15 protein-coding genes are annotated in these 21,915 nt (G+C 47.0%); 8 read left to right on the top strand and 7 right to left on the bottom strand.

Going from position 1 to position 21,915, the window contains the following annotated elements; genetic code table 11:
- Window positions 1-37: 37 nt before the first annotated feature.
- From rny to AC6H3C_RS08210, 3 genes are all read right to left on the bottom strand, one after another.
- Entirely contained in the window at window positions 38-1,591 is a 1,554-nt protein-coding gene (rny, locus tag AC6H3C_RS08220) for a ribonuclease Y (RefSeq protein ID WP_497520256.1), read from the bottom strand.
- Window positions 1,592-1,696: 105 nt separating this feature from the next.
- Complete coding sequence (locus tag AC6H3C_RS08215; protein ID WP_497520255.1) at window positions 1,697-1,996, bottom strand: cell division protein ZapA; 300 nt, start codon at window positions 1,994-1,996, stop codon at window positions 1,697-1,699.
- 16 nt (window positions 1,997-2,012) lie between these two features.
- Complete coding sequence (locus tag AC6H3C_RS08210) at window positions 2,013-2,306, bottom strand: coiled-coil domain-containing protein (protein ID WP_497520254.1); 294 nt, start codon at window positions 2,304-2,306, stop codon at window positions 2,013-2,015.
- 143 nt (window positions 2,307-2,449) lie between these two features.
- Between AC6H3C_RS08210 and AC6H3C_RS08205 the strand changes: the two genes are divergently transcribed.
- The 5 genes from AC6H3C_RS08205 (at window position 2,450) to AC6H3C_RS08185 (ending at window position 10,686) form a co-directional block, all read left to right on the top strand.
- Window positions 2,450-4,159, top strand: a complete 1,710-nt coding sequence (locus tag AC6H3C_RS08205; RefSeq protein WP_497520253.1) for a M23 family metallopeptidase — start codon at window positions 2,450-2,452, stop codon at window positions 4,157-4,159.
- A 308-nt stretch (window positions 4,160-4,467) separates the two neighbouring features.
- Complete coding sequence (locus tag AC6H3C_RS08200) at window positions 4,468-5,715, top strand: IS4 family transposase (RefSeq protein ID WP_497517007.1); 1,248 nt, start codon at window positions 4,468-4,470, stop codon at window positions 5,713-5,715.
- A 131-nt stretch (window positions 5,716-5,846) separates the two neighbouring features.
- A complete protein-coding gene (locus tag AC6H3C_RS08195; RefSeq protein WP_497520252.1) occupies window positions 5,847-8,324 on the top strand; it encodes an SLBB domain-containing protein in 2,478 nt (825 codons plus the stop codon).
- A gap of 48 nt (window positions 8,325-8,372) precedes the next feature.
- A complete protein-coding gene (locus AC6H3C_RS08190) occupies window positions 8,373-9,497 on the top strand; it encodes a Wzz/FepE/Etk N-terminal domain-containing protein (protein WP_497520251.1) in 1,125 nt (374 codons plus the stop codon).
- A 91-nt stretch (window positions 9,498-9,588) separates the two neighbouring features.
- Window positions 9,589-10,686: a winged helix DNA-binding domain-containing protein gene (locus AC6H3C_RS08185; protein WP_497520250.1), complete on the top strand. Its 1,098-nt coding sequence runs from the start codon at window positions 9,589-9,591 to the stop codon at window positions 10,684-10,686.
- Here AC6H3C_RS08185 and AC6H3C_RS08180 read toward each other — a convergent pair.
- The 4 genes from AC6H3C_RS08180 to AC6H3C_RS08165 all read right to left on the bottom strand — a co-directional run bounded on the left by AC6H3C_RS08180 (window position 10,679) and on the right by AC6H3C_RS08165 (window position 16,533).
- A complete protein-coding gene (locus AC6H3C_RS08180) occupies window positions 10,679-12,286 on the bottom strand; it encodes a glycoside hydrolase family 28 protein (protein ID WP_497520249.1) in 1,608 nt (535 codons plus the stop codon). The two genes, AC6H3C_RS08185 and AC6H3C_RS08180, sit on opposite strands and share 8 nt — an antisense overlap.
- Before the next feature lie 58 nt (window positions 12,287-12,344).
- Window positions 12,345-13,316, bottom strand: coding sequence for a pectinesterase family protein (locus AC6H3C_RS08175; RefSeq protein WP_497520248.1), 972 nt, complete (start codon window positions 13,314-13,316; stop codon window positions 12,345-12,347).
- A gap of 47 nt (window positions 13,317-13,363) precedes the next feature.
- Window positions 13,364-14,770: a pectate lyase family protein gene (locus AC6H3C_RS08170; protein WP_497520247.1), complete on the bottom strand. Its 1,407-nt coding sequence runs from the start codon at window positions 14,768-14,770 to the stop codon at window positions 13,364-13,366.
- A 188-nt stretch (window positions 14,771-14,958) separates the two neighbouring features.
- Window positions 14,959-16,533: a hypothetical protein gene (locus AC6H3C_RS08165; RefSeq protein WP_497520246.1), complete on the bottom strand. Its 1,575-nt coding sequence runs from the start codon at window positions 16,531-16,533 to the stop codon at window positions 14,959-14,961.
- Window positions 16,534-16,828: 295 nt separating this feature from the next.
- Here AC6H3C_RS08165 and AC6H3C_RS08160 point away from each other — a divergent pair, with 295 nt between their 5' ends.
- The 3 genes from AC6H3C_RS08160 to AC6H3C_RS08150 all read left to right on the top strand — a co-directional run bounded on the left by AC6H3C_RS08160 (window position 16,829) and on the right by AC6H3C_RS08150 (window position 21,893).
- Window positions 16,829-18,988, top strand: coding sequence for a cation:proton antiporter domain-containing protein (locus AC6H3C_RS08160; protein ID WP_497520245.1), 2,160 nt, complete (start codon window positions 16,829-16,831; stop codon window positions 18,986-18,988).
- Between the two features lie 66 nt (window positions 18,989-19,054).
- A complete protein-coding gene (locus tag AC6H3C_RS08155; protein ID WP_497520243.1) occupies window positions 19,055-20,323 on the top strand; it encodes a glucuronyl esterase domain-containing protein in 1,269 nt (422 codons plus the stop codon).
- Window positions 20,324-20,408: 85 nt separating this feature from the next.
- Window positions 20,409-21,893 carry a rhamnulokinase gene (locus tag AC6H3C_RS08150; RefSeq protein ID WP_497520242.1) on the top strand — a complete coding sequence of 495 codons (1,485 nt, stop codon included), beginning with the start codon at window positions 20,409-20,411 and terminating at the stop codon, window positions 21,891-21,893.
- Window positions 21,894-21,915 lie beyond the last annotated feature (22 nt).

Raw genomic sequence — 21,915 nt, 5'->3', positions numbered from 1 at the left:
TCAGCCTCTTCTATATTATGCTACGGTAGTCATATTTCTATTTTGCATAGTTTACAGCACGCAACTCGCGGATAACGGTAATCTTAACCTGTCCGGGATAAGTCATTTCGTCCTGAATATGTTTGGCAATATCGTACGACAATTGTTCGGTTTCTTTATCCGAAATCTTGTCGCTGCCCACAATCACGCGTAATTCGCGACCAGCCTGGATCGCATAGGTTTTCAACACGCCCGGATAAGAAAGCGCCAGGTCTTCAAGGGCTTTCAGACGTTTGATGTACGATTCGACCACCTCGCGGCGGGCTCCCGGACGGGCGCCTGAAATAGCATCACAAACCTGAACAATAGGGGCCAGCAAGCTTTGCATTTCCACTTCGTCGTGGTGAGCCCCGATGGCATTGCAAATTTCCGGTTTCTCTTTGTACTTTTCGGCCAGTTTCATCCCCAGTACAGCGTGCGGCAATTCCGGCTCGTCATCGGGCACTTTCCCGATATCGTGCAACAATCCGGCGCGTTTTGCCCATTTTGGGTTCAGCCCCAGTTCCGATGCCATGATGGCACACAGGTTCGCCACTTCGCGCGAGTGCTGCAGCAGGTTTTGTCCGTACGACGAACGGTATTTCATTTTACCGATCAGGCGGATCAGCTCGGGATGCAGGCCATGAACACCCAGGTCGATGGTTGTCCGTTTACCGGTTTCAATGATTTCGTCTTCAACCTGTTTTTTCACTTTTGAAACCACTTCCTCAATACGGGCCGGGTGAATCCGGCCATCGGTCACCAACTGGTGCAGGGCTAAACGGGCAATTTCGCGGCGAACCGGGTCGAAGCCTGACAATACGATTGCTTCGGGCGTATCATCAACAATAATTTCAACGCCTGTTGCAGCTTCCAGAGCGCGGATATTACGGCCTTCGCGACCAATAATCCGGCCTTTAATCTCATCACTTTCGATGTGGAAAATGGTTACGGCATTTTCAATAGCCGTTTCGGTAGCTACCCGCTGAATGGTTTTAACCACCACCTTTTTCGCTTCTTTATTTGCCGTCAGCTTGGCTTCTTCCATGATCTCGTTGATGTAAGACATGGCTTCGGTTTTGGCTTCACTTTTCAGCGACTCGACCAACTGGGCCCGGGCTTCTTCGGCCGACAGACCGGAAATGGCTTCCAGTTGCTCCACCTGTTGCCGGTGCAAACGCTCCAGCTCATCTTCTTTTTGCTGAATCATGTTCATCTGAAGCATCAGGTTCTCCCGGATGATATCCACCTCTTTCTTTTCCGTTTCAAAATCCTTCACCTTACGCTGAAACTCTTCTTTCCGTTGCAAATAACCGGTTTCCCTTTGTTTCAGTTTATTTTCGAGGAGCCCGATTTTATTGTTCTTTTCGTTGATATACTTTTCATGTTCGGCCTTAAGTTGAAGGAACTTTTCTTTGGCCTGAAGCATCTTATCTTTTTTAATCACTTCTCCTTCCGCTTCAGCTTCGCGAAGAATCTTTCTTTTCTTCCCCCGAATGGCTTTTTCCCATAAAAAATAGGAAGCTACCCCACCACCGAGAAAACCAGAAATCACGTATAATATTATTTCCATCTTGGTTAATTGTTACTTATAATTAATAAAAAAGCCAGCATTTCAATTCAGTGTCAATACCTCAAACAAACACTGAATCAAAAGCGGGCCCGATATATTGTATTTTTATTCGTTTAATGACAAATAATCGTTCAATTGTTCGTCAAGTAGTTTCAACTCCTCAATAAGCGGGGTTTCGTCTACTTTTTCTTCCATTTCCAGATTTTTCAATACAAACTGAAAAGCAGTCATCGCCAAAAAATCCTGTGCATCCTGGTTAACGTACTTTTGTTTGTATGCAAGAACGATATCATTAATCATTTTAGCAGCTTTCCGATACCTCTCCTCGTTTCTCCGTTCAATTTTTAACGGGTAAACCCTTCCGTTAATGTTAATGTTAATATTTATTGAAAGCTCGTCTGTCATTTATCCGATGTATCAGCTACACATTTAATTGAGCAATACATTTATCAATTTCCCGCACTATTTTGTTGATGCGTTGTTTTACCTGTTTCTTTTCGCCGTCTAATACCGATAAAATTTTCGCAACTTTTAAATCTTCATACTTTTTGACCAAGTATTCATTTTCCGTTTTCAATCCGGCAATTTCCTTTTGTAAATCAGCAATTTGCATCTGAAGCTGTTTCTTTTCAGCCTTCGCACTGTCGTGCCTCTTGATTAACAGCCTGAGTTTTGCCTTGATATCTTCCAGTAAAATTTGATCCTGCTCAGTCATCACCGCATGCTTTCTTCGACAAAATTAATATTTTTGCCCAATTGTTAACACGAAGATAACTTTATTTGTTGAATAGTACTCCCGCTTAAACAAATCTTATAAGCCGCAGGTTGTATTACACAACAGAAAAATATACCCTTGCCATGAAACATTGGACTTTGATCCTCGCGGTTATGCTATGCAAAATTGCATATCCGCAAGCGCCTGAAACCGCTTATTATGCAGATCCGGTGAAAATTCCGCTGTCTTTATCCGGTAATTTCGGCGAATTACGATCGAATCATTTCCATTCGGGAATCGATATCCGGACTGAAGGAAGGACCGGTTTGCCGGTATATGCGGCTGCCCAAGGAGAGGTATCGAGGATACTTGTATCTCCTTCCGGCTTCGGGTTGGCCTTGTATATTGATCATCCCAACGGTACAACAACCGTTTACGGACATCTTGACAAACTAAATGACGAGTTGGCTGCTTATACCAAATCCGTTCAATATGAAAAAGAATCGTTTCCGGTTGACATCGCGGTTCCCAAAGGAAAATTTGCTGTAAACAAGACCGAGTTGATCGCGTACAGCGGCAACAGCGGGAGTTCGGGCGGGCCGCACCTGCATTTTGAAATCAGGGACACCAAAACACAACAACCGGTCAATCCTTTGCTTAAACATTTCCGGCTTCACGACGATACCGCGCCAAAAATCCTATCGGTCATACTTTACCCGCTCTCCGACGATGCCCACGTTTACAGCAAAACTGATCCCTTTCGGGTGGAAACTGTTTTTTACAACGGCGCCTATCATTTAAAAAATAATCCGGTCATCCCGGTTTACGGAGAAATTGGTTTCGGCCTCCAAACGCTCGATTACCTGAACGGAAGCTGGAGCAAATGCGGCGTGTATTCGATCGAATTAGCCATCGACAACAAAACCGTGTACCTGTTTAAAATGGATAAACTGAGCTTTGATGAAACGCGGTACCTGAACAGCCACATCGATTACGGGCACTTTCAGCGAAATAACCGGAGACTGCACAAAAACTGGGTTGAACCGGGAAACAAGCTGACGAATTACCCGGTATTGGTCAACCGCGGAATCAGCCGTCTTGACGATGGAAAAATCCATACGGTCGATTACCGGGTAAAAGATGTAAACGGCAACGAAAGCAGGTTTTCATTTAAAATCCAATCCAAACAATCGAACGTGAGTAAAATCCAACGGCCGGGTATTCCGGCACATTACGACAAACCTCTTCATATTGAACAGGAAGGCCTGGAAGCGAATTTTAAAGCAGGCACATTTTATAACGATTTTATGCTGGATTACCAGCTCAGGCAATCCCATAAGCTGTATTACTCGCCCATCTACAAACTACACAACGGAGAAATTCCGGTGCACCAGTATTTCGAACTGCGTATCAAAGCGATTGATTTGCCTAAACAGCTCGAAGGCAAAGCGCTGATCGCGGCTGTTGATGAAAAAACCGGACAAAAATGGGCGCTTGGCGGTCAGTTCAGCCACGGATGGGTTGAAGCAAGCATACGTCAACTGGGCAGCTTTGCCATCGCTATTGATACCATTCCGCCGGTGATCAGACCGCTTAACATCCAGAACCGGAGCATAATCACCGACAAAACCAAAATCAGTTTCATCATCAGCGACGACTTTTCCGGGATTTCAGATTATCGCGGAGAAATTGACGGGCAGTGGGTTTTATTTGAATACGATGCAAAAAATAACCTGCTGGAGTACCGGTTTGATCCTGGCCGGATGGAGTTCAACAAAAAACATCAGCTCAAACTGGTGGTCAGCGATTCGAAAAACAACCAGACCGTCTATGAAGCCGGTTTTTACCGTTGATTTTGCCGGAGCTCCGGAATACTCAGCCCCGCATGACTCTGTTTAAAAAGCGTTAAAGGGGTTGAAAAATATGATTTAAGCTGAATTTTTCTTCTCATATTTAACAAATAATTCTTTAAATTTGTCGATCCCAATCAGGTTGCAAGCAATCGAAACCGGGTTTATCTTCTCAGGCTGAAGGACATCATGGGTGCTTACAGCAAAAATGAGATAAAGTATCACTACTGAACGGGGAAAAAAATAAATAGGGGTTACTCCCCGAAGGTTTGGCCCCATGTTGTAAGTTTGTTTTGCGAAAAAACTTCAACATGAGCAAAAATACAGAAATAAATTTTGTCGGACAGCCGATTTTCAAACAAGTGATTAGTTTAATAGAGGGCATCAGTTTGACCAGTATAGTAAAGAAGCACAATGCTGATTATTACTATAAAGCTTTTAAGGCAAAGACACATTTGATCACGGTTCTCTTTGGCATCTTTAGCCGGTGCGACTCGATGACCGAGATATGTGAAGGGCTGCGGGCTTTGGGCGGAAAGCTGAACCATTTGGGGCTTGAAGAAGCGCCAGCCAAAAGTACCGCTTGCGATGGGATGCGCAACCGGGACAACAAGTTCTTTGAAGATGTTTATTTTAAATTGGTACACCATTATCAAAGTTTTTTGTCGGACAGCCGAACCTTTGGCCTCACCTTTAAAGAAGTCTTACTGATCGATTCGACCACGATCCGGTTATTCAGTGATATTCTGAAAGGAGTTGGACGCAATCCCAAGAACGATGGCAAAAAGAAAGGCGGGCTAAAGGTTCATATGCTCATTGATGCAGTACAATCGGTTGGACGGTTTATTAAAATAACCGAAGCCAAAGTACACGACAAAAACTTTTTGAAGGAACTGGAACTGATCTCGTACAGTATGGTTGTTTTCGACCGGGCCTATAACTATTACCATCAGTTTGCCTTGTGGACAAGTAAATCGGTCTTTTTTGTTACCCGGATCAAGAAAAATGCCCTTTATACGGTCATTGAAGTGTTGCAGGAACATCAAAAACAGAAAGGAAAAGCAATGGTACTTCGGGAGGAAATCATAGAAATTGAGTACTCTCCTGAAGATGAAAATGGCAAAAAACAAACAAAGCAGAAGAAAACCCTTCGCCTGAAAAAAGTATGCTATCAGGATGAAAAGAACCGGTATTATGAGTTTATCACCAATAGCATGGATAGTACGGCCGAAGAAATAGCGTTCTTATACAAAAAACGGTGGGGCATCGAGCTGCTGTTCAAAAAAATGAAACAGAACTTTCAGCTTCATTACTTTTACGGGGAAAACGAGAATGCCATTCGCACACAGGTTTGGTGCACCTTAATTGCACAATTGCTAATGACAGTGATTCAAAAGATGGCCCAAACAAAAAAAGCATTTTCAGTTGTGGCTTCGTTAGTTCGCATACATCTGATTAGTTTGCTTGATGTATTTGAATTGCTTCGAAGTACTAACCGAGAATACTTGAAACAAAGAGGGTCACCAATATCAAATATGCAAACCAGTCTTGCTTTTTAGCAGGGGGTGACTTTTGAAATAGAAATAATAACAATTGATTATCATGCAATTAAAGATCAAAAATCTCAAATCTGCATGTTAGTCGGATAATAGTGATAAAGTATCTTTGCCCTGCAACAAAAAATAAAAAAATGCAGTTAACTGATAGAACCATGTTCAAACAATACAACATCATGTCAAAAAAAATTATCGGTGTAATCATGCTGGTCTGGCTGTGTGGATTTTCAACGTTCACTTTTGCGCAAACCGAAGTAAGTTCGGTCAGGGTTGAAAAACTATCCGATCAGCAGATCCAACAAATCATGAACGAAATCAATTCACGCGGGCTGACCATGGATCAGGCTGTTGAACTGGCAAAAGCAAGAGGTGCAACACAACAGCAAATTAATCAGTTGTACCAACGGATGCAAAAAATGAAACTTAGCGCTGACGAGGGTTCTGCCGGCAAAATGCAAAAAATATCACCGAAAACAGCAGAGTTGCCCGACACCACCAGTAAGGCTGATTCGACCGATCAACTTAAAAAGAATCTGAAGGAGGTATCTCTGAAGAATCAAAAGATTTTTGGGTACCAACTGTTTAACCAGGAAAATCTAACCTTCGAACCATCGGTAAACATCGCGGTTCCTGCCGATTATGTGTTGGGGATCGGCGACGAAGTGGTTATCCAGGTTTGGGGAGCCAGCCAACAGACTTACCTGTTACAGGTAGGATCGAACGGCGCTGTAAACATCCCTGACCTGGGACCTGTCAATGTGGCCAACCTAAACTACTCCACGGCTAAAGACCTGTTGCTAAGAAGGTTGACTGCGATCTATAACGGCATGGGTGGCGCCTATCCAAACACCTTTGCCGATGTCAGCGTCAGCAACATGCGTTCGATTAAAGTAAATGTGATCGGCGAAGCCATTGCCCCGGGAACCTATACCCTGCCCTCTACCGCATCGGCCTTTAATGCCCTGTACCTTTCCGGAGGCCCGAACGAAAACGGCTCATTCCGAAACATCCGCGTGATCCGCGACAACAAGCTTTTTGCCGAAATCGATGTTTACGATTACCTGCTTAACTTCAATACAAAGAATAATATTTCGCTGCGTGATCAGGATATCATTTATATACCGGTATACAACAAACGGGTAGAAACATTTGGCTCTTTTAAACGCCTGGCTATTTTTGAACTGAAAGACGATGAAAATATGCAGGATTTAATCCGCTTTTCAGGAGGGTTCAGCGAAGAAGCCGCTTCATCAAGGTTATTAATCACCCGCTACACCGACAACCAATACCAATTGGTCGACCTCGAAAAAGACCATTTTGACAGTTTTCCCCTGAAAAACGGCGACCAGGTCAGGTCCGAAAAAGTAATCGACCGCTTTGAAAACCGGGTCAGCATCGAAGGAGCTGTTTTCCGCCCCGGAACCTACGCCCTCGAAGAAAATATGAAATTATCGCAACTGATCGGGAAGGCCGGTGGCCTGCGCGAAGACTTTTATGCCCCGCGGGGTCTGATTATCCGTCTGGATGAACAGTTATTTCCAACCACCATCCCTTTCAACCTGGGCGATCTGTTTAGCGGAATCGACGATCCCTTACTGAAACGCGAAGACCAGGTGATCATCCGGGATATTTTCAGCATGGGCGAAAAGCAAACCATCCGCATCCTCGGCGAAGTGATGTTTCCCGGCGAATATGGATTTTTCCGAAACATGTCGCTGAAAGACCTGGTTTTTCTTTCGGGAGGAATGAAAGAAGCGGCCAGTGAATCCTATATCGAAGTAGCCCGCCGGAATACCAAGGAAGAAGCCAGCACCATTAATAGTAAAATGGCTTCCTTGTACCAGTTTAAGATTGACCGGGACCTGAAACTGTCTGACGAAGATGCCGGCTTCCTCCTGCAAGCGTTCGACCAGGTTTACATTCGGAAGGCGCCCTCTTACCAAGCTCAGAAAACAGTCCAGGTTACCGGCGAAGTTCAGTTTCCCGGCGAATACAGCATCAGCGATAAAAATGAACGCATCTCCGATTTAATCAGCCGGGCCGGCGGATTAACGCCTTACGCGTTCACCGGCGGAGCGAAACTGCGACGCCGAATCGATGAACAATATAGAAGCCAACTCGATGTTATACAACGGATTAAAGAATCCAGAGATTCTACCATACAAATTGACATGTCGGCCAATTATGAGAATCTCGAATTAAAATTATCCCATATTTTAAGGAATCCGGGTACTTCTTATGATTACTTTTTGAAAGAAGGCGACCAGGTTTACATTCCGATGAAATCGGAAGAAATTTGGGTGAATGGCGAAATTATGAACCCGATGGGACTTGCCTGGGAAAGAGGCAGAAGCTTAAAATATTATATTAACCGCAGCGGCGGATTTAGTTCTGAAGCCAAAAAAAATAAAATTTACGTGGTCTACAGCAACGGAACGACAGACGTTACCCGAAGTTTCATCGTGAAAAGATACCCTCAGGTAGAACCCGGCAGTCAGATTGTTATTCCGGCGAAACCGGAACGAAAAGCAACCGACAATACCGCCAAATGGCTGGCCATAACAAGCGCCCTTTCGTCTCTGGCGGTAGCCATGTCTGCTGTTCTCCGGTAAACCGGCAAACCAATTCAGACAGTATAACGGATTTTTAACTGAATAATCATGGAAAAACCTAATACAATACCGCAATCATCCAAGTCAGTAACCGATGACGAGATTGACCTGATTGCCCTGACCAAAAGCCTGTGGAACGGACGACGGACCATTGTCAAATATACCCTCATCGGCGCTGTTCTTGGATTATTGATCGCGATCCTTTCGCCCAACAAGTTTACCGTGACCACAACGTTTGTCCCTCAAACCGCCAATAATCAGTCGTCCAAACTGGGCGGGCTTTCTTCGCTGGCAGCCATGGCCGGGTTTAACCTGAACAACATGGGGACATCGGAGGCGCTGTCGCCGGTGATATACCCGCGAATACTAAACTCGCTTCCTTTCCAGCTCGAACTGATGAATACCCCCTTCGACTGCCCGGATGTAAACGAGCCCGTGAGCCTGTTTGAATATTATTCGGAATACGAAAAAGGCGGTGTTTTGGGGAATCTTAAAAAATACACATTAGGTCTGCCCGGACTGATCGTCAAAGCGCTTAAACCCGACCAGCAGTCGGCAACAGGATTGGCTCCCGGAAGCAATTTATTATCGCTAAGCAAAGAACAGAACGAAGTTAGAAAAAAGGTGGAGGAAAAAATCAGCCTGGCCCTGAACGATAAAGAAGGTTATTTGTCACTGAGCGTCACCTTTCACGATGCGGCCCTGGCCGCCCAGGTTGCCGATAAGGCACAGACCATGTTGCAGCAATACATTACAAAATATAAGATTGAAAAAGCCGAAGACCAGCTGCGTTTTATCCAGGACCGGTATGATGAGAAAAAGGCTGAATTTGAAACCATCCAACGACAATTGGCGCTTTTCCGCGACCGCAATAAAAATGTATCAACTGCCATCGCTCAAACCGAGGAAGAACAACTGCTCAGTCAGTACAACATTGCTTATTCGGTTTATTCAGAACTGGCCAAACAACTCGAACAGGCACAAATTCAGGTAAAAGAAGATACGCCCATTTTAACCGTGATTGATCCGGTACGTGTTCCTACGGAAAAATCAGCGCCCAAACGCTCAATGATCCTGTTTATCTGGACGTTCCTGGGGGCCATTACCGGCACCGGGCTGGTTTTTGCAAAACAATACCTGGGCCTGATTAAAGAGAAATGGAGCGAACAATAAAAGTACAACGGTGTTGATAACCGTTAACCGGTTAAACACCGAAAAAAAATCTCTGACCGAAACCCACGTAACAAATCGTTAGAAACCATTTATGCAGACCAAGATGAATACTTCGGCAGAGATCACAAAAATCCGTTTACAGAATCAACAAATTGCCAGTGCCCGGTTTAAAACAGCTAAAGAACTGGTTGGTTTTATGGGCGCCATGCAGGCGCAGGATTACGCGATGGTGAAGTGGGCCGTTGGCATTCGGTTGCCCGATGCCACCATACGTTCGGTAGAAGACAGCATCGATCGTGGAGAACTGATCCGCACCCACCTGCTCCGGCCTACCTGGCACCTGGTTTCGGCCGACGACATCCATTGGATTCTTGAGCTTACGGCCCCGCAAATTAGAGCGAAAATGAGGTCCCGGCATAAAGAACTGGAGCTCACTGATGCAAGCATCGCCAAATGCTGCAGAATTATCGAAAATGCCCTGACTGAACATCAATCGTTGTCGCGTGAAGAACTCATTGCCGAACTGACCCGACATCAAATCAAAACATCGGACAACAACCGGGCAGCCCATATTCTTCTTTCGGCCGAATTAGACGGATTAATTTGCAACGGCGCCAACAACGAAAACAAAACCACCTATTCCCTGCTCAGAAACAGGGCGCCGAAAACGAAGCCCTTTGACCGGAACGAAGCCATTGCGGCGCTTACCGAAAAATACTTCTTAAGCCACGGACCGGCAACGCTCGAAGATTTTGTCTGGTGGTCGGGCTTACCGGTTAAAGATGCCAGAGGCGGAATCGAAATGCTAAACAAGCAACTCATCCCCGAAACCATTCATTCACAGCCGTACTGGCTTCATCAATCGGCAACTTATTTTGAAAATCATAAAAACGTAGCCTGCTTACTGCCTGCTTATGACGAATTTATCATCAGCTACAAAGACCGGAGCGCTATCCTCCCTTCAGCCGAACTGAAAAAAGTTATTTCATCGAACGGACTTTTCAAACCCGTGATTCTCATCAACGGACAGGTTACCGGCTTGTGGAAAAGAACGACAAAGAAAAATAAAACGATTATTGAGACCGAACTTTTCCGCCCACTTCGTTCCGGTGAACGGGAACTGATTGAACACTCAGCCAACCTGTTTGCCCGTTTCACCGGGAAAGATCCGGAAATCAGATTCAATTAGGTGATTTTTCTTCCTCCTGAAAATGCAGGTTTCGGGAATCTTCATCACTCACCAAAACCAACTCCCCGGTATTTCCCTTTACATTAAAACCGGTAAATGTCATGTTTGTCGTTTTATATACCGAAACCGCGTGTTTGCTTTCAATATCGAGGTGAATACGATTCGCCTGAATATGATCGGCAAACTGGCTGTAAATTCCTTCTTTTGATTTAATGTGTACATTTTCCAGGTGGATCCCGGTCACCGGCATTTCCGGAAGTCCGCGGATAAACAGGGCAACCTGGGCGCCGTCGCAAACAATATTTTTGAAATAGATATTTCGGAATGCCGGCGTTTCTTCGGTCACCGGGGCAGGTTCGACTAACAATTCACCCGTCAGGGGATCTTCGGAGGGCGATTTGGAAGCGTAGAACAGATTAAAGCGGATCGCCTCTGTCGGAATATCCGACATCCGGATATTTTCCATGTAAATGTCTTCCACAACTCCGCCCCTACCGCGCGTACTTTTAAACCGAAGGCCGCAGTCGGTACCAATAAAGGTGCAGTTGGTCACAAACATTTTGCGCACGCCCCCCGACATTTCGCTGCCAACAACAAAACCGCCATGCCCATGATACACCACACAATCGCGAATAATAAACAACTCGGTCGGCATTCCGCGTTCGCGGCCTTGTTGATCTTTGCCCGATTTGATACAAATCGCATCGTCGCCCACGTCAAAACTGCAATTTTCCACGATCCCGATCCGGCAGGATTCCAAATCAAGCCCGTCGCCGTTTTGCGAATACCAGGGGTTACGGATCGTCAGGTTTCGCAAAGTAATATGTTCGCACATCAGCGGGTTCACATTCCAGGCCGGCGAGTTTTGGAAGGTCACCCCTTCGAGCAGCACCTTCCGGCAATTTACCAGGCTGACCATAACCGGACGCAGGTAATGCCTGAACGGGGCCATGTTATCCATGGTTTGTTCTTGCGGGAGCAATTCCCGCCGTTCATTACCTATATACGAACCTTCGGAAGGATACCAACGGTTATCGTTATGCACAATTCCACCTGAAGCCACCAGCTTTTTCCACTGGCTGTCGGTTAGCTTTTCGCGTTTTACCTGACGCCAGTACTGGCCGTTCCCGTCGATAATACCCTGCCCGGTAACTGCTACATTTTCCAGATTTCTTCCTGTTAACGGAGATTGACAACGTATCGCACGCACTCCTTCGTAAAATGATTCGACGAGGGGATATTCTTCTGCATCGCCGGTAAATTGGATCAGGGCTCCGGACTGCAAGTGCAGGTTTACATGACTTTTTAAGGTGATCGGTCCCGTTAGCCACAATCCGCCCGGTACCAGCACCACTCCCCCTCCGGCCTGCGCACAGGCATCGATGGCTGCCGCAAAAGCGCCGGTATTCAGCACACTTCCGTTATCTACCGCGCCGTAATCAACAATATTAAACGTATCGGCACGAAACACCGGCTTCTCCACCTCGGGCATATCAAACGGCAAGTCCAGGTCCGGCTGCTTCTCCTTCAACTCAGGGTTACAGGCTGTAAAAAAAACAAACAGGCACTGCATCAGAAATAAAAACGTAATCCTTCTCATGTGATCAACATTTAATCTGTATTTTATAATCTTTTCTCGCTAAATCCAATATTCCGAATCAGGGAAGCCAGTTATCCTTGTCCGGGTATTGATTTCCGGCTCTAAAAATTTGTTCAAGACGATATGATTTCAACTCTTTTTTACTGAGCTGATGCGACCACTCCACCCGCTCGTTCACCAGGGCGCCTGCTCCTGTACTTCCGTATTCGGCATAATAGGCGGTCCGATCACGTCCTGTTCCCGACCAATTGGCCCATCCCCCGGGTAAAATATGCGCACCCATTTCGCAATTCAGAAACACCACCCGGGCGTAATCGCGCCACGGACGGCCCAGGTAAACCCGATCGACTCCCGGATCTGCGCTAAGCGTGCAATTCATAAATACAAAGCCAAAGGGCCTGCCCTGCGGCGTACTGGCAGCGGTGATATACGAATTGCTTTTACTGTGGATGGTACACGAATCGAACACCACGGTTGCTTCGCCAAACAGGAAGTCGGTCGTTCCTTCAATAAAACAGTTGCGAAAATACTGGCGGCTTTTTTCGCCGGCGCCGTAGAAGGTGTCCTGATTTCCGGTAATACGGCAATTGCGGAACTGACAGCGATCGCCCTCCACGTGCAGGGCCACGGCTTGCCCAACCGGGCCGGCTGTATTTTCGATGGTCAGGTTTTCGGCCACAAAATCATTCGCTTCTACTTTTAAAGTGTAGGTATGAAAGGTACTGTTGCGTCCAAGTCCGATCTTTGTAAAATGATCGTCGAAGGTGATGATCGTCTGTTCAACACTTTCACCTTTTAAGGTGAGCAGGGGGTTCCACGAATAGACCCGGACTTTCTCCTGATAAACGCCGTTTTTGATCAGAATAGTGATCCGGTTGTCCGGATAGGCCTTGGTGGCATTCACCGCGTCCTGTATCGTTTGATAATCTCCTGAACCATCGGCGGCAACCACCATCTCGTACCCGACCTGAGCAACCGCAAGTCTGGTAAAAAGCGTCAGCAATAAGCTGATGAATATGACTGATTTCATTGAAAACATTGGGTTAATCCGTTCGTTGATTTTTAGTCAAATTTCGGTTATTTATAGCCGTTTACTCCTTCAAGCAATCCGTTTAAATAAACCTCGAGGTTGGTATATTCCCGGCTTAAACCGAACTGACGGCCGTCAGCAGCATCTTTCGGGTTCAATCCGTTCTTTTTCTCCCAGGCGTCGGGTATACCGTCACGATCCTGATCTTTGGGAGCAGGCAGCGACTTCAGTTCGGGCCACCCGCCTACATCATCCTGCGAATCGATGATGCCGGGTTTTTGGCTGCGCGGCCCCATGTAAGTGCCGGTTCCGTTTTTCACCTCCGCGATAATCCGCTGATCTACCGCATCGCGTACCAGGCTGGCGCCAACCGCCCCGAGCACAGACGCGTAAGCTTCTTCGGCCGTTTGTTCAGCAATCGGTACAAAAAAGAAGGGAGCGGCTGCTTTTACTTCTTCCAGCACGGCGCCCTCATCCAGGTCGACCCCGCCATTCCAGTTATCGGCAGTCACCGGCACATTTCCTTCAACAACATTTCCGGCAATATAAAACTGACCAAAAGGGAATCGCTCCGAAGATCTGAATACATTGAAAATACGGCTTTTTGTTTTTTCCGAGGTCGCAGGCCCCGGTTTATAGTAGTTTGCCACCAGGTTGTGCATTCCCCGTTCACCGGCATAAACGCTGTTACTCCCCCAGTTATAAATCACGTTATTGCGGAAATCGACCAGATCGGTCCAGGGCACATTGTAGCGGCCCCCGTTAAACCGTGGATTACGGCTGGTATTGTGTGCAAACAGGTTATGATGAAAGCTCACCGTATCGCCTCCCCAAATGCCTCCGTAACCATGCTCTCCCTTCTCGTGTACCGAACTGTTCAGGCTCTCCGAAATCATACACCACTGGATGGTGGATTGATGCAGTTCGTACAACGAAGCACACTCATCGGTAGCCCAGCTGAAACTACAGTGGTCAATCAGGATGTTACGTTGGTTCCGGCAACTCAGGGCATCGCCCTGCACGTTATTGATGTCGCCCAGGCGAAACCGCATAAACCGTACGATCACGTTGCCGGCTTTAATCACCACCGGGAATCCTTTGATGCAAATACCGTCGCCCGGGGCTGTTTGTCCGGCAATGGTCAGATGATCTTCTTTGATTTCAAGTTCCGATTTCAGTTCGATGGTCCCGGAAACACGGAACACGATGGTGAGGGGCCCTTTTTGCTTCAGCGCTTCCCGCAAGCTTCCTTCGCCGGAGTCGTTCAGGTTTTTTACTTCAGCGACTTTCCCGCCACGTCCGCCGGTAGCGAACTTACCGGCGCCCTCAGCGCCCGGGAAAGCAAGCGCTTTGTTTTCATTTTCTGCATCTACAGGGATCGATGCATGCAGCAGTTCCCCGAAAGGCAGACAGATCAGTAACAAAAGAGCGATAAGCAGTTGGTGTAATTTCATTGCAATTGGTTTGATTGAATACGGGTATAAAATTACTGCATCGCATACAACAAACCGATTACAAATTGATGAATGACGGGGGGTATTTTGCCGGAAGCCAATTGAGCGGATCATTTTCAATCCTGCGGCAATAACGGATCAATAGATTTCTTTTACGAATAAATCATTGGTTTAAGTGCCCGATGCAATTATTCAAACCCGTGATAAAGGTACAATGCTCCATAGGTCCAATTGGGGCCTTTTAGTCCGGGGTAATTGAACCGGTCCATCATCAGCGCCACGAACCGAAAAGAGTGACCTTCGGGCAATTGAACCACATTGGGCCAGACCCTTGTTCCCGATGTTTCGTCCCAGGGAGGTAAATCCATTGATAAAGTGCCTGATTCTTTTAGATCGGGATACGAATAAATGTAGATTTTCCGGTCTTGGCTGCCGGAGAAACAATACTGCTTGTCGCCAATTTGCTGAATAGACGTCCCGGTCGAATTGTTTTCTACCGGACCTGCTATTTGCTGATAGTTTTTATTCCAGTCATCCGATTCAAGCATAATCGCTTTGTAGCCATTTTTGTTTTCACATGCCAGCATCCGCCATTTTTGCGCATCCGAATCGTATAAAATATGGGGATCTTCAAAATCGCCAACCATTCCAAATGGTGTAGCGCGCATCACCGAAAAACCAAAACGGGGATCAGTTTTGCTCTCAACAGCCAGCAATTGCTTCTTCTCATCCGGATTGGCGTAAGCGCTGAAACCTGTCGTCAGCCCTCTCCAGCATTTTTCATTCCGGTCATAAAAAATATGAGAAGCAACTTCGTTTCGGAGTAAGCCATCTTCCCGGTCGAACAAAATTACCCCTTCAAACCGAAGGTCGAACACGGTGGGGTTCAAACTGAAAACCCCCTGAATATGATGGGGCAGCGCACGGCCCCTGATGCTCATGGTGTACCATAATCGCCCCTGGTCGAGCAAGGGTTCGCCGTTTTCACAGGTGATGCCCCTGATGTCGGCCAACCCCATCCCCGGGCTCAGTGCCGATTCAACTTTATTGATGCACAGAGTTCCTTTGCTAATTGCCAGGTACAAATTTGACTGGAACGACTGCATGTATTGCATTTTCCGCAAATCGACAAATTGTGCAAAATCGGATTGCGCAACGGGTACAGGCAGGCCGTCGTTCTGAATGAACAACGTAAACCCGCTCCCGAGCATTTGCAGGATGATTTTCCCTTCGATATTGCTCAGTCCATTACTGTTTGTAAGTATTGTCCCTTTTACAATTTCCCTGGAATTGTAAACATACTTTTGGGTTGCATCCAAAATATGCTTGTTGTTATATCGAAGGGTTACAAAAAACTGCTCCGTCTTTTCAGGATCGGTAAACTCGAACCCAATTTCGCCCTCCCCCGTGCACGATGCCAGGTCGATGGTATAGGTTGCAAAAGGATTGAACCCGCCAAACCAAACGGAGGTTTGCGATTCTTCTCCCGACATCACAAGCAACTGCTTATTTTTCACCTGAATATCGGGGTGAAACCCGGAATAAAATGTAGTAGGATACATGGCAGACATCCCGATGATTTCTGCCGGGTATAAACCAGCCAGGAGTATTTTCTGACTGTCATCGAAGATGAACCTTCGCACTCCCTGCCGTACAAATTTAATTTGATCGGGAGACAGGTTTGTTTGGGCGCTTGCTCCTCCAGCTAACAACAAAACCAGAAAAAGCAAAACCCGAATATTTGATCCAATTATCAATTTCATCCTTATTTATCTGCAGTTGACACCCAGAAATTGTTGTAATGAACGTGAGCATCGCAAGATCGGAAACCAATTTTTTCGCTAATAAATGGGTCACTATCAATATAATCAATCTTTGGTGCAGCAAATTTAGAAAAATTAAAATACGATTGCTCTTGACCGGCTGTTTTCGGACAGGCAGAATTTATGACCGCTTCAAAATTTAAAGTAAAAAAAGAAATTAGTACCTTGCCTGGGTTTATTTTCCGGCACAGGCGCCTGCTCCGGAAAATAATAAATTCAACAAAATTAACTAAAGATGATACCAGCAAACATATTTAACCTAAAGTTACCACTGGAAGATCCGGTATTAATCTTTACCCTGATACTCTTTATCATTCTTTTTTCGCCTATTCTGCTAAACAGAATCCGCATCCCTCATTTAATTGTATTGATTCTGGCCGGGGCAATCATTGGCCCCAATGGACTGAACCTGCTGCAAAGAGACAGTAGCGTAGTGCTGTTTGGCACCGTGGGCTTGCTTTATATCATGTTCCTGGCAGGCATCGAAATTGATTTGGCCGAATTCAAGAAGAACAGCGGGAAAAGCCTGGTATTCGGCATGCTCACCTTTCTGATCCCCATGGGATTAGGCATCGTTGTCGGAATCTTTATCCTTCAATTTTCGCCATTAACCTCGGTGCTGTTAGCCAGTATGTTTGCTTCGCACACGCTTATTGCCTACCCGATTGTCAGCAAACTGGGAGTGGTGAAAAACCGGGTAGTGAGCTTTGTTGTGGGCGGAACGATGATCACCGACACCCTGGCCCTTTTGGTACTGGCCGTGATTGTAGGCATGTCAACCGGAACTATCGACAATCATTTCTGGATCAGGCTCAGCCTGTCAATCATCGCTTTTGGTTTAATCGTGATGCTGGGATTCCCAATCATCGGCAGGTGGTTTTTCAAACGTTTCGACGATAATGTCTCGCAATATATTTTTGTTTTGGGCATGGTATTCCTGAGCGCTTTTCTGGCCGAGGTTGCCGGTATTGAAGCAATTATCGGGGCCTTTTTGGCAGGTTTGTCGCTCAACCGGCTGATTCCGCAAACATCTCCCCTGATGAACCGGATTGAATTCATCGGGAATGCCCTGTTTATCCCCTTCTTTTTGATTGGCGTTGGTATGCTGGTCGACTTCAAAACTTTTTTTAAAGACCTCGATACCATCCTGGTGGCCGTAACGATGACCGTGGTGGCCATAGTTGCCAAGTTTGCAGCAGCCTGGATCACCCAGAAAATATACCATTTTAACACCGATGAGCGCCGGTTAATTTTCGGGCTCAGTTCGGCGCAGGCGGCGGCTACCCTGGCGGCTATTTTGGTCGGGTATAACGTGATCCTTGGCGAAACCGAAACCGGTGAACCCATCCGTCTGCTAAACGAAAGCGTGTTGAACGGGACCATCCTGATGATCCTGGTTACCTGTACCATCGCCTCGGTTGTCACCCAAAAAGGGGCGCAAAACCTGGCCACGAGCGAAACCAGCACAGACGATGATCAGCACGACACCGAAGAACGGATCCTGATCCCCTTGAGCAACGCCGCCAATGTCGATGAACTGGTTCACTTAAGTACGACAGTAAAAACGAAAAAGAAAAAGGGGAAATTGGTTGCCCTTAACATCATTACCAGCGGCCAGGTAAATGAAAAAACGGAAAAAGAAGCCCGGAAGATCACCGAACAGGCGGTTAAAACAGCCGCGGCATCCGACAACCTCATGGAACCGCTGATCCGCTACGACCTGAACGTGGTAAACGGGATATCTGCCGTAGTGAAAGAGCAGAAAATCACCGATCTGGTTATCGGGCTTCACGAGAAAAAAGGAATTTCCGATTCATTTTTGGGCAACCTCACCGAAGGAATCCTGACCAAATGCAATACGACTACCTTAATTTACAAACCTCATCAACCCCTGTCAACCATTAAACGACACATGATTATTGTTCCTGAAAACGCTGAGAAAGATTACGGTTTTTTCTTCTGGCTGCTGCGCGTTTGGAACATCGGCATCAATACCGGGGCCAAACTGGTTTTTTATGCTTCCAAAAACACCAGCGCGTTTATGAAACAAATGCAGGAACAACACAGTATCGATGCCGAGTTTAACCTCTTCACCAATTGGGACGACTTTCTGATTTTAAGCCGGAGCGTGCGGGAAGATGATAACCTGGTGATCATCATGAGCCGGGAAATGCACCCGTCGTATAAAGAAATGATGGCCCAGATACCTGCTTACCTGAACAAATATTTTCAGGAAAACAGTTATATCCTGGTTTATCCGATACAGCTGGGCGTGGCCGATTTTTACACGCTGAACCTGAACTCCCCTTCATTGATGTCCCGTCTGATGGGGCAGGTAGAAAACCTGAATGATTTTAAAAACCTGATGACCCGATTTATGAAAAACAGGAACTGACATTTCATCTTCTGAAAACAGCTAAATGTCGTAAAACCAACTACGTCAAACCAATCTTTTCCAACCATGAACAAACTGATCACGCTTATTTTTCTTTTCGCCTCAACCCTCGTGGTTGCGCAAAATCCCGATGTCAATTACGACGAAGCAAAAGTTCCGGAATACAAACTTCCTCCGATTCTTGAAACCAAAAACGGCGCAAAGATCAAACGGGTCAGCCAATGGGAGAAAAAAAGAAAACCTGAACTGTTGCAGCTGTTTGAGCAGGAGGTGTACGGAAAAATTCCCGGCAAGCTCGAAATCACAGAGGTAAGGATATTTGAAGATTCGGCGATGGCCCTGAACGGGAAAGCCGTCCGCAAACAAGTCGACCTGGTCTTCAAAAAAAACAACCGTGAATTAAGCATTGGCTTGCTGATCTATCGCCCTGTCGGTCAGGAAAAGGTTCCGGTATTCCTGGGTTATAACTTCCTGGGCAACCACACCATCCTGAATGACCCCAATATCCGCCTCACCGAATCCTGGGTGCGTGATAACCCCTCCCTGGGCATCATCCACAACCAGATTACCGAACAGTCGCGTGGAGTCAAAGAATCGCGCTGGCCCGTTGAAATGATTATCGACGCCGGTTTTGGGCTGGCCACCGCCTACTACGGCGATGTTGACCCCGACCGCGATCTGTTTACCGACGGTATCCATCCGTTCTTTTACGCCAACGGGCAAACGCGCCCCCGCAGCGACGAATGGGCTTCGATTGCCGCCTGGGCCTGGGGGCTCTCGCGCATCATGGACTACCTGGAAACCGACGACCGGGTGAATTCGGATGAAGTGATCGTACTCGGACATTCCCGCCTGGGAAAAACCGCCTTGTGGGCAGCCGCTTCAGACCCCCGCTTTGCCATGTGTATTTCCAATAACTCCGGCTGCATGGGAGCAGCCTTGTCGCGCCGGAAGTTCGGCGAAACCGTGGCAGCCATCAATGCCAAAATCCCGCACTGGTTTAACGGCAACTTTAAAAAATACAGCGATTACGAAGAAGAACTGCCGGTTGACCAGCACATGTTGCTGGCCCTGGTTGCACCCCGACCGCTTTACATAGCCAGCGCCAGCGAAGACTTGTGGGCCGACCCGAAAGGCGAATTCCTGTCGGCAAAACTGGCCTCGGCAGTTTACGAACTATACGGGCTGGAGGGTTTGCCGGCCCAACAAATGCCCGGACCCGACGAACCCGTATGGGGTACTGTGGGCTACCACATCCGCACCGGCCCGCACGACATCACGCCATTCGACTGGCAACAATACCTTCATTTTGCAAAAAAACACCTGAAAAAATAAGAATACCACCCCGGGCAACAGGACAGAGCAGGATAAAAATAAACCGGCGGTCTGCTTATTTTGAAACAGAACAAGGTAAAATTGTATGAAGAAACACTATTTTATGGCATTCGATCTGGGCGCGTCCAGTGGCCGGGCCATTTTGGGAACACTCGAAAACGATAAGCTAAACCTGACCGAAATTCACCGGTTCACAAACCGCATGGAACGAATCAACGGTCATTTTTACTGGAATATTTTCAGTTTATTCAACGAGCTGAAAACAGGATTGAAAAAATGTATCTCCGAACACGGTATTCAGCCGGAATCTATCGCTGTGGATACCTGGGGGGTGGATTTTGTCCACCTCGATAAAACCGGCATGATTTTGTCGCTACCCTTTGCTTACCGCGATTCGCGCACCGACACGGCTATGGACGATTTGTTTCAGTTGGTTCCAAAAGAAGAAGTTTACCGGCAAACCGGCATCCAGTTTATGCAGTTCAACAGCTTGTTCCAGCTGTTTTCGATGGTAAAAAACGATAGTCCGCTGCTAAAAATAACCGACCGCATCCTTTTTATGCCCGATGCATTGAATTACCTGTTCTCGGGCGAGGCCCGGACCGAATTTTCGATTGCCAGCACCAGCCAGATGATTAAACCCGGGAGCTGCGAGTGGCAAAGCTCCCTGCTCGAGAAAGCGGGTATCCCCCGGTCCATCCTCGGCGATATTATTTTACCCGGACAACCTATTGGACCCTTAAGCCGCGACATCGCCGAAGAAACGGGCTCAGCCCAAATTCCGGTTATTGCCGTTGCCGGGCATGATACGGCTTCGGCCATTGCTTCGGTTCCTGCCGATGATGACAATTTCGCTTACATCAGTTCGGGTACCTGGTCGATTTTCGGGATCGAAACCCCGCGGCCAATCATCTCGGAAAAAACCTCAGCCCTGAATTTCACCAACGAAGGCGGTGTTGAAGGCACAACCCGTTTCCTGAAAAACATTATGGGCATGTGGCTGATCCAGGAGTGTCGCCGGATTTGGGCAAAAGAAGTTGACTATGCCTGGACCGAAATCGTAGAGATGGCGCAACAGGCGGTACCGTTCCGGTTTATGGTTGACCCGGATAACACGCGTTTCCTGAACCCGGGAGATATGCCCCAGGCTGTGTCGTCTTATTGCGAGGAAACCGGACAAGGCCAACCGGCCACTCATGCCGAAATCATCCGCTGTATCTACGACAGCCTGGCGCTGAAATACCGATACATCCTCGATCAGGTAAAAACAATCAACGACCGGCCCATTGAAAAAATTCACATTATCGGCGGCGGGTCAAACAATCATTTTCTGAACCAGCTAACTGCCAACATCACCGGATTGCCTGTTGTTGCAGGCCCAACCGAAGCGACGGCCACGGGCAATATCCTGATGCAGGCCAAAGCGCTGGGATACCTGAGCTCGCTGACTGAAATGCGCCGGCTGGTCCGCAACTCATTTAACGTACTGAATTTTTTACCCGAATCGGATGATCTCTGGGATAAAGCTTATGAACGATTTTGTGAACTTCCCGGGATGAAACCTGAATAAAACCGGGTTCAAAACATGAGCC

The sequence above is a fragment of the Gaoshiqia sp. US2 genome (genome assembly GCF_059705485.1).
Note: the sequence above shows the minus strand (reverse complement) of the source record. Positions and strands in the feature narration are given on the sequence as shown.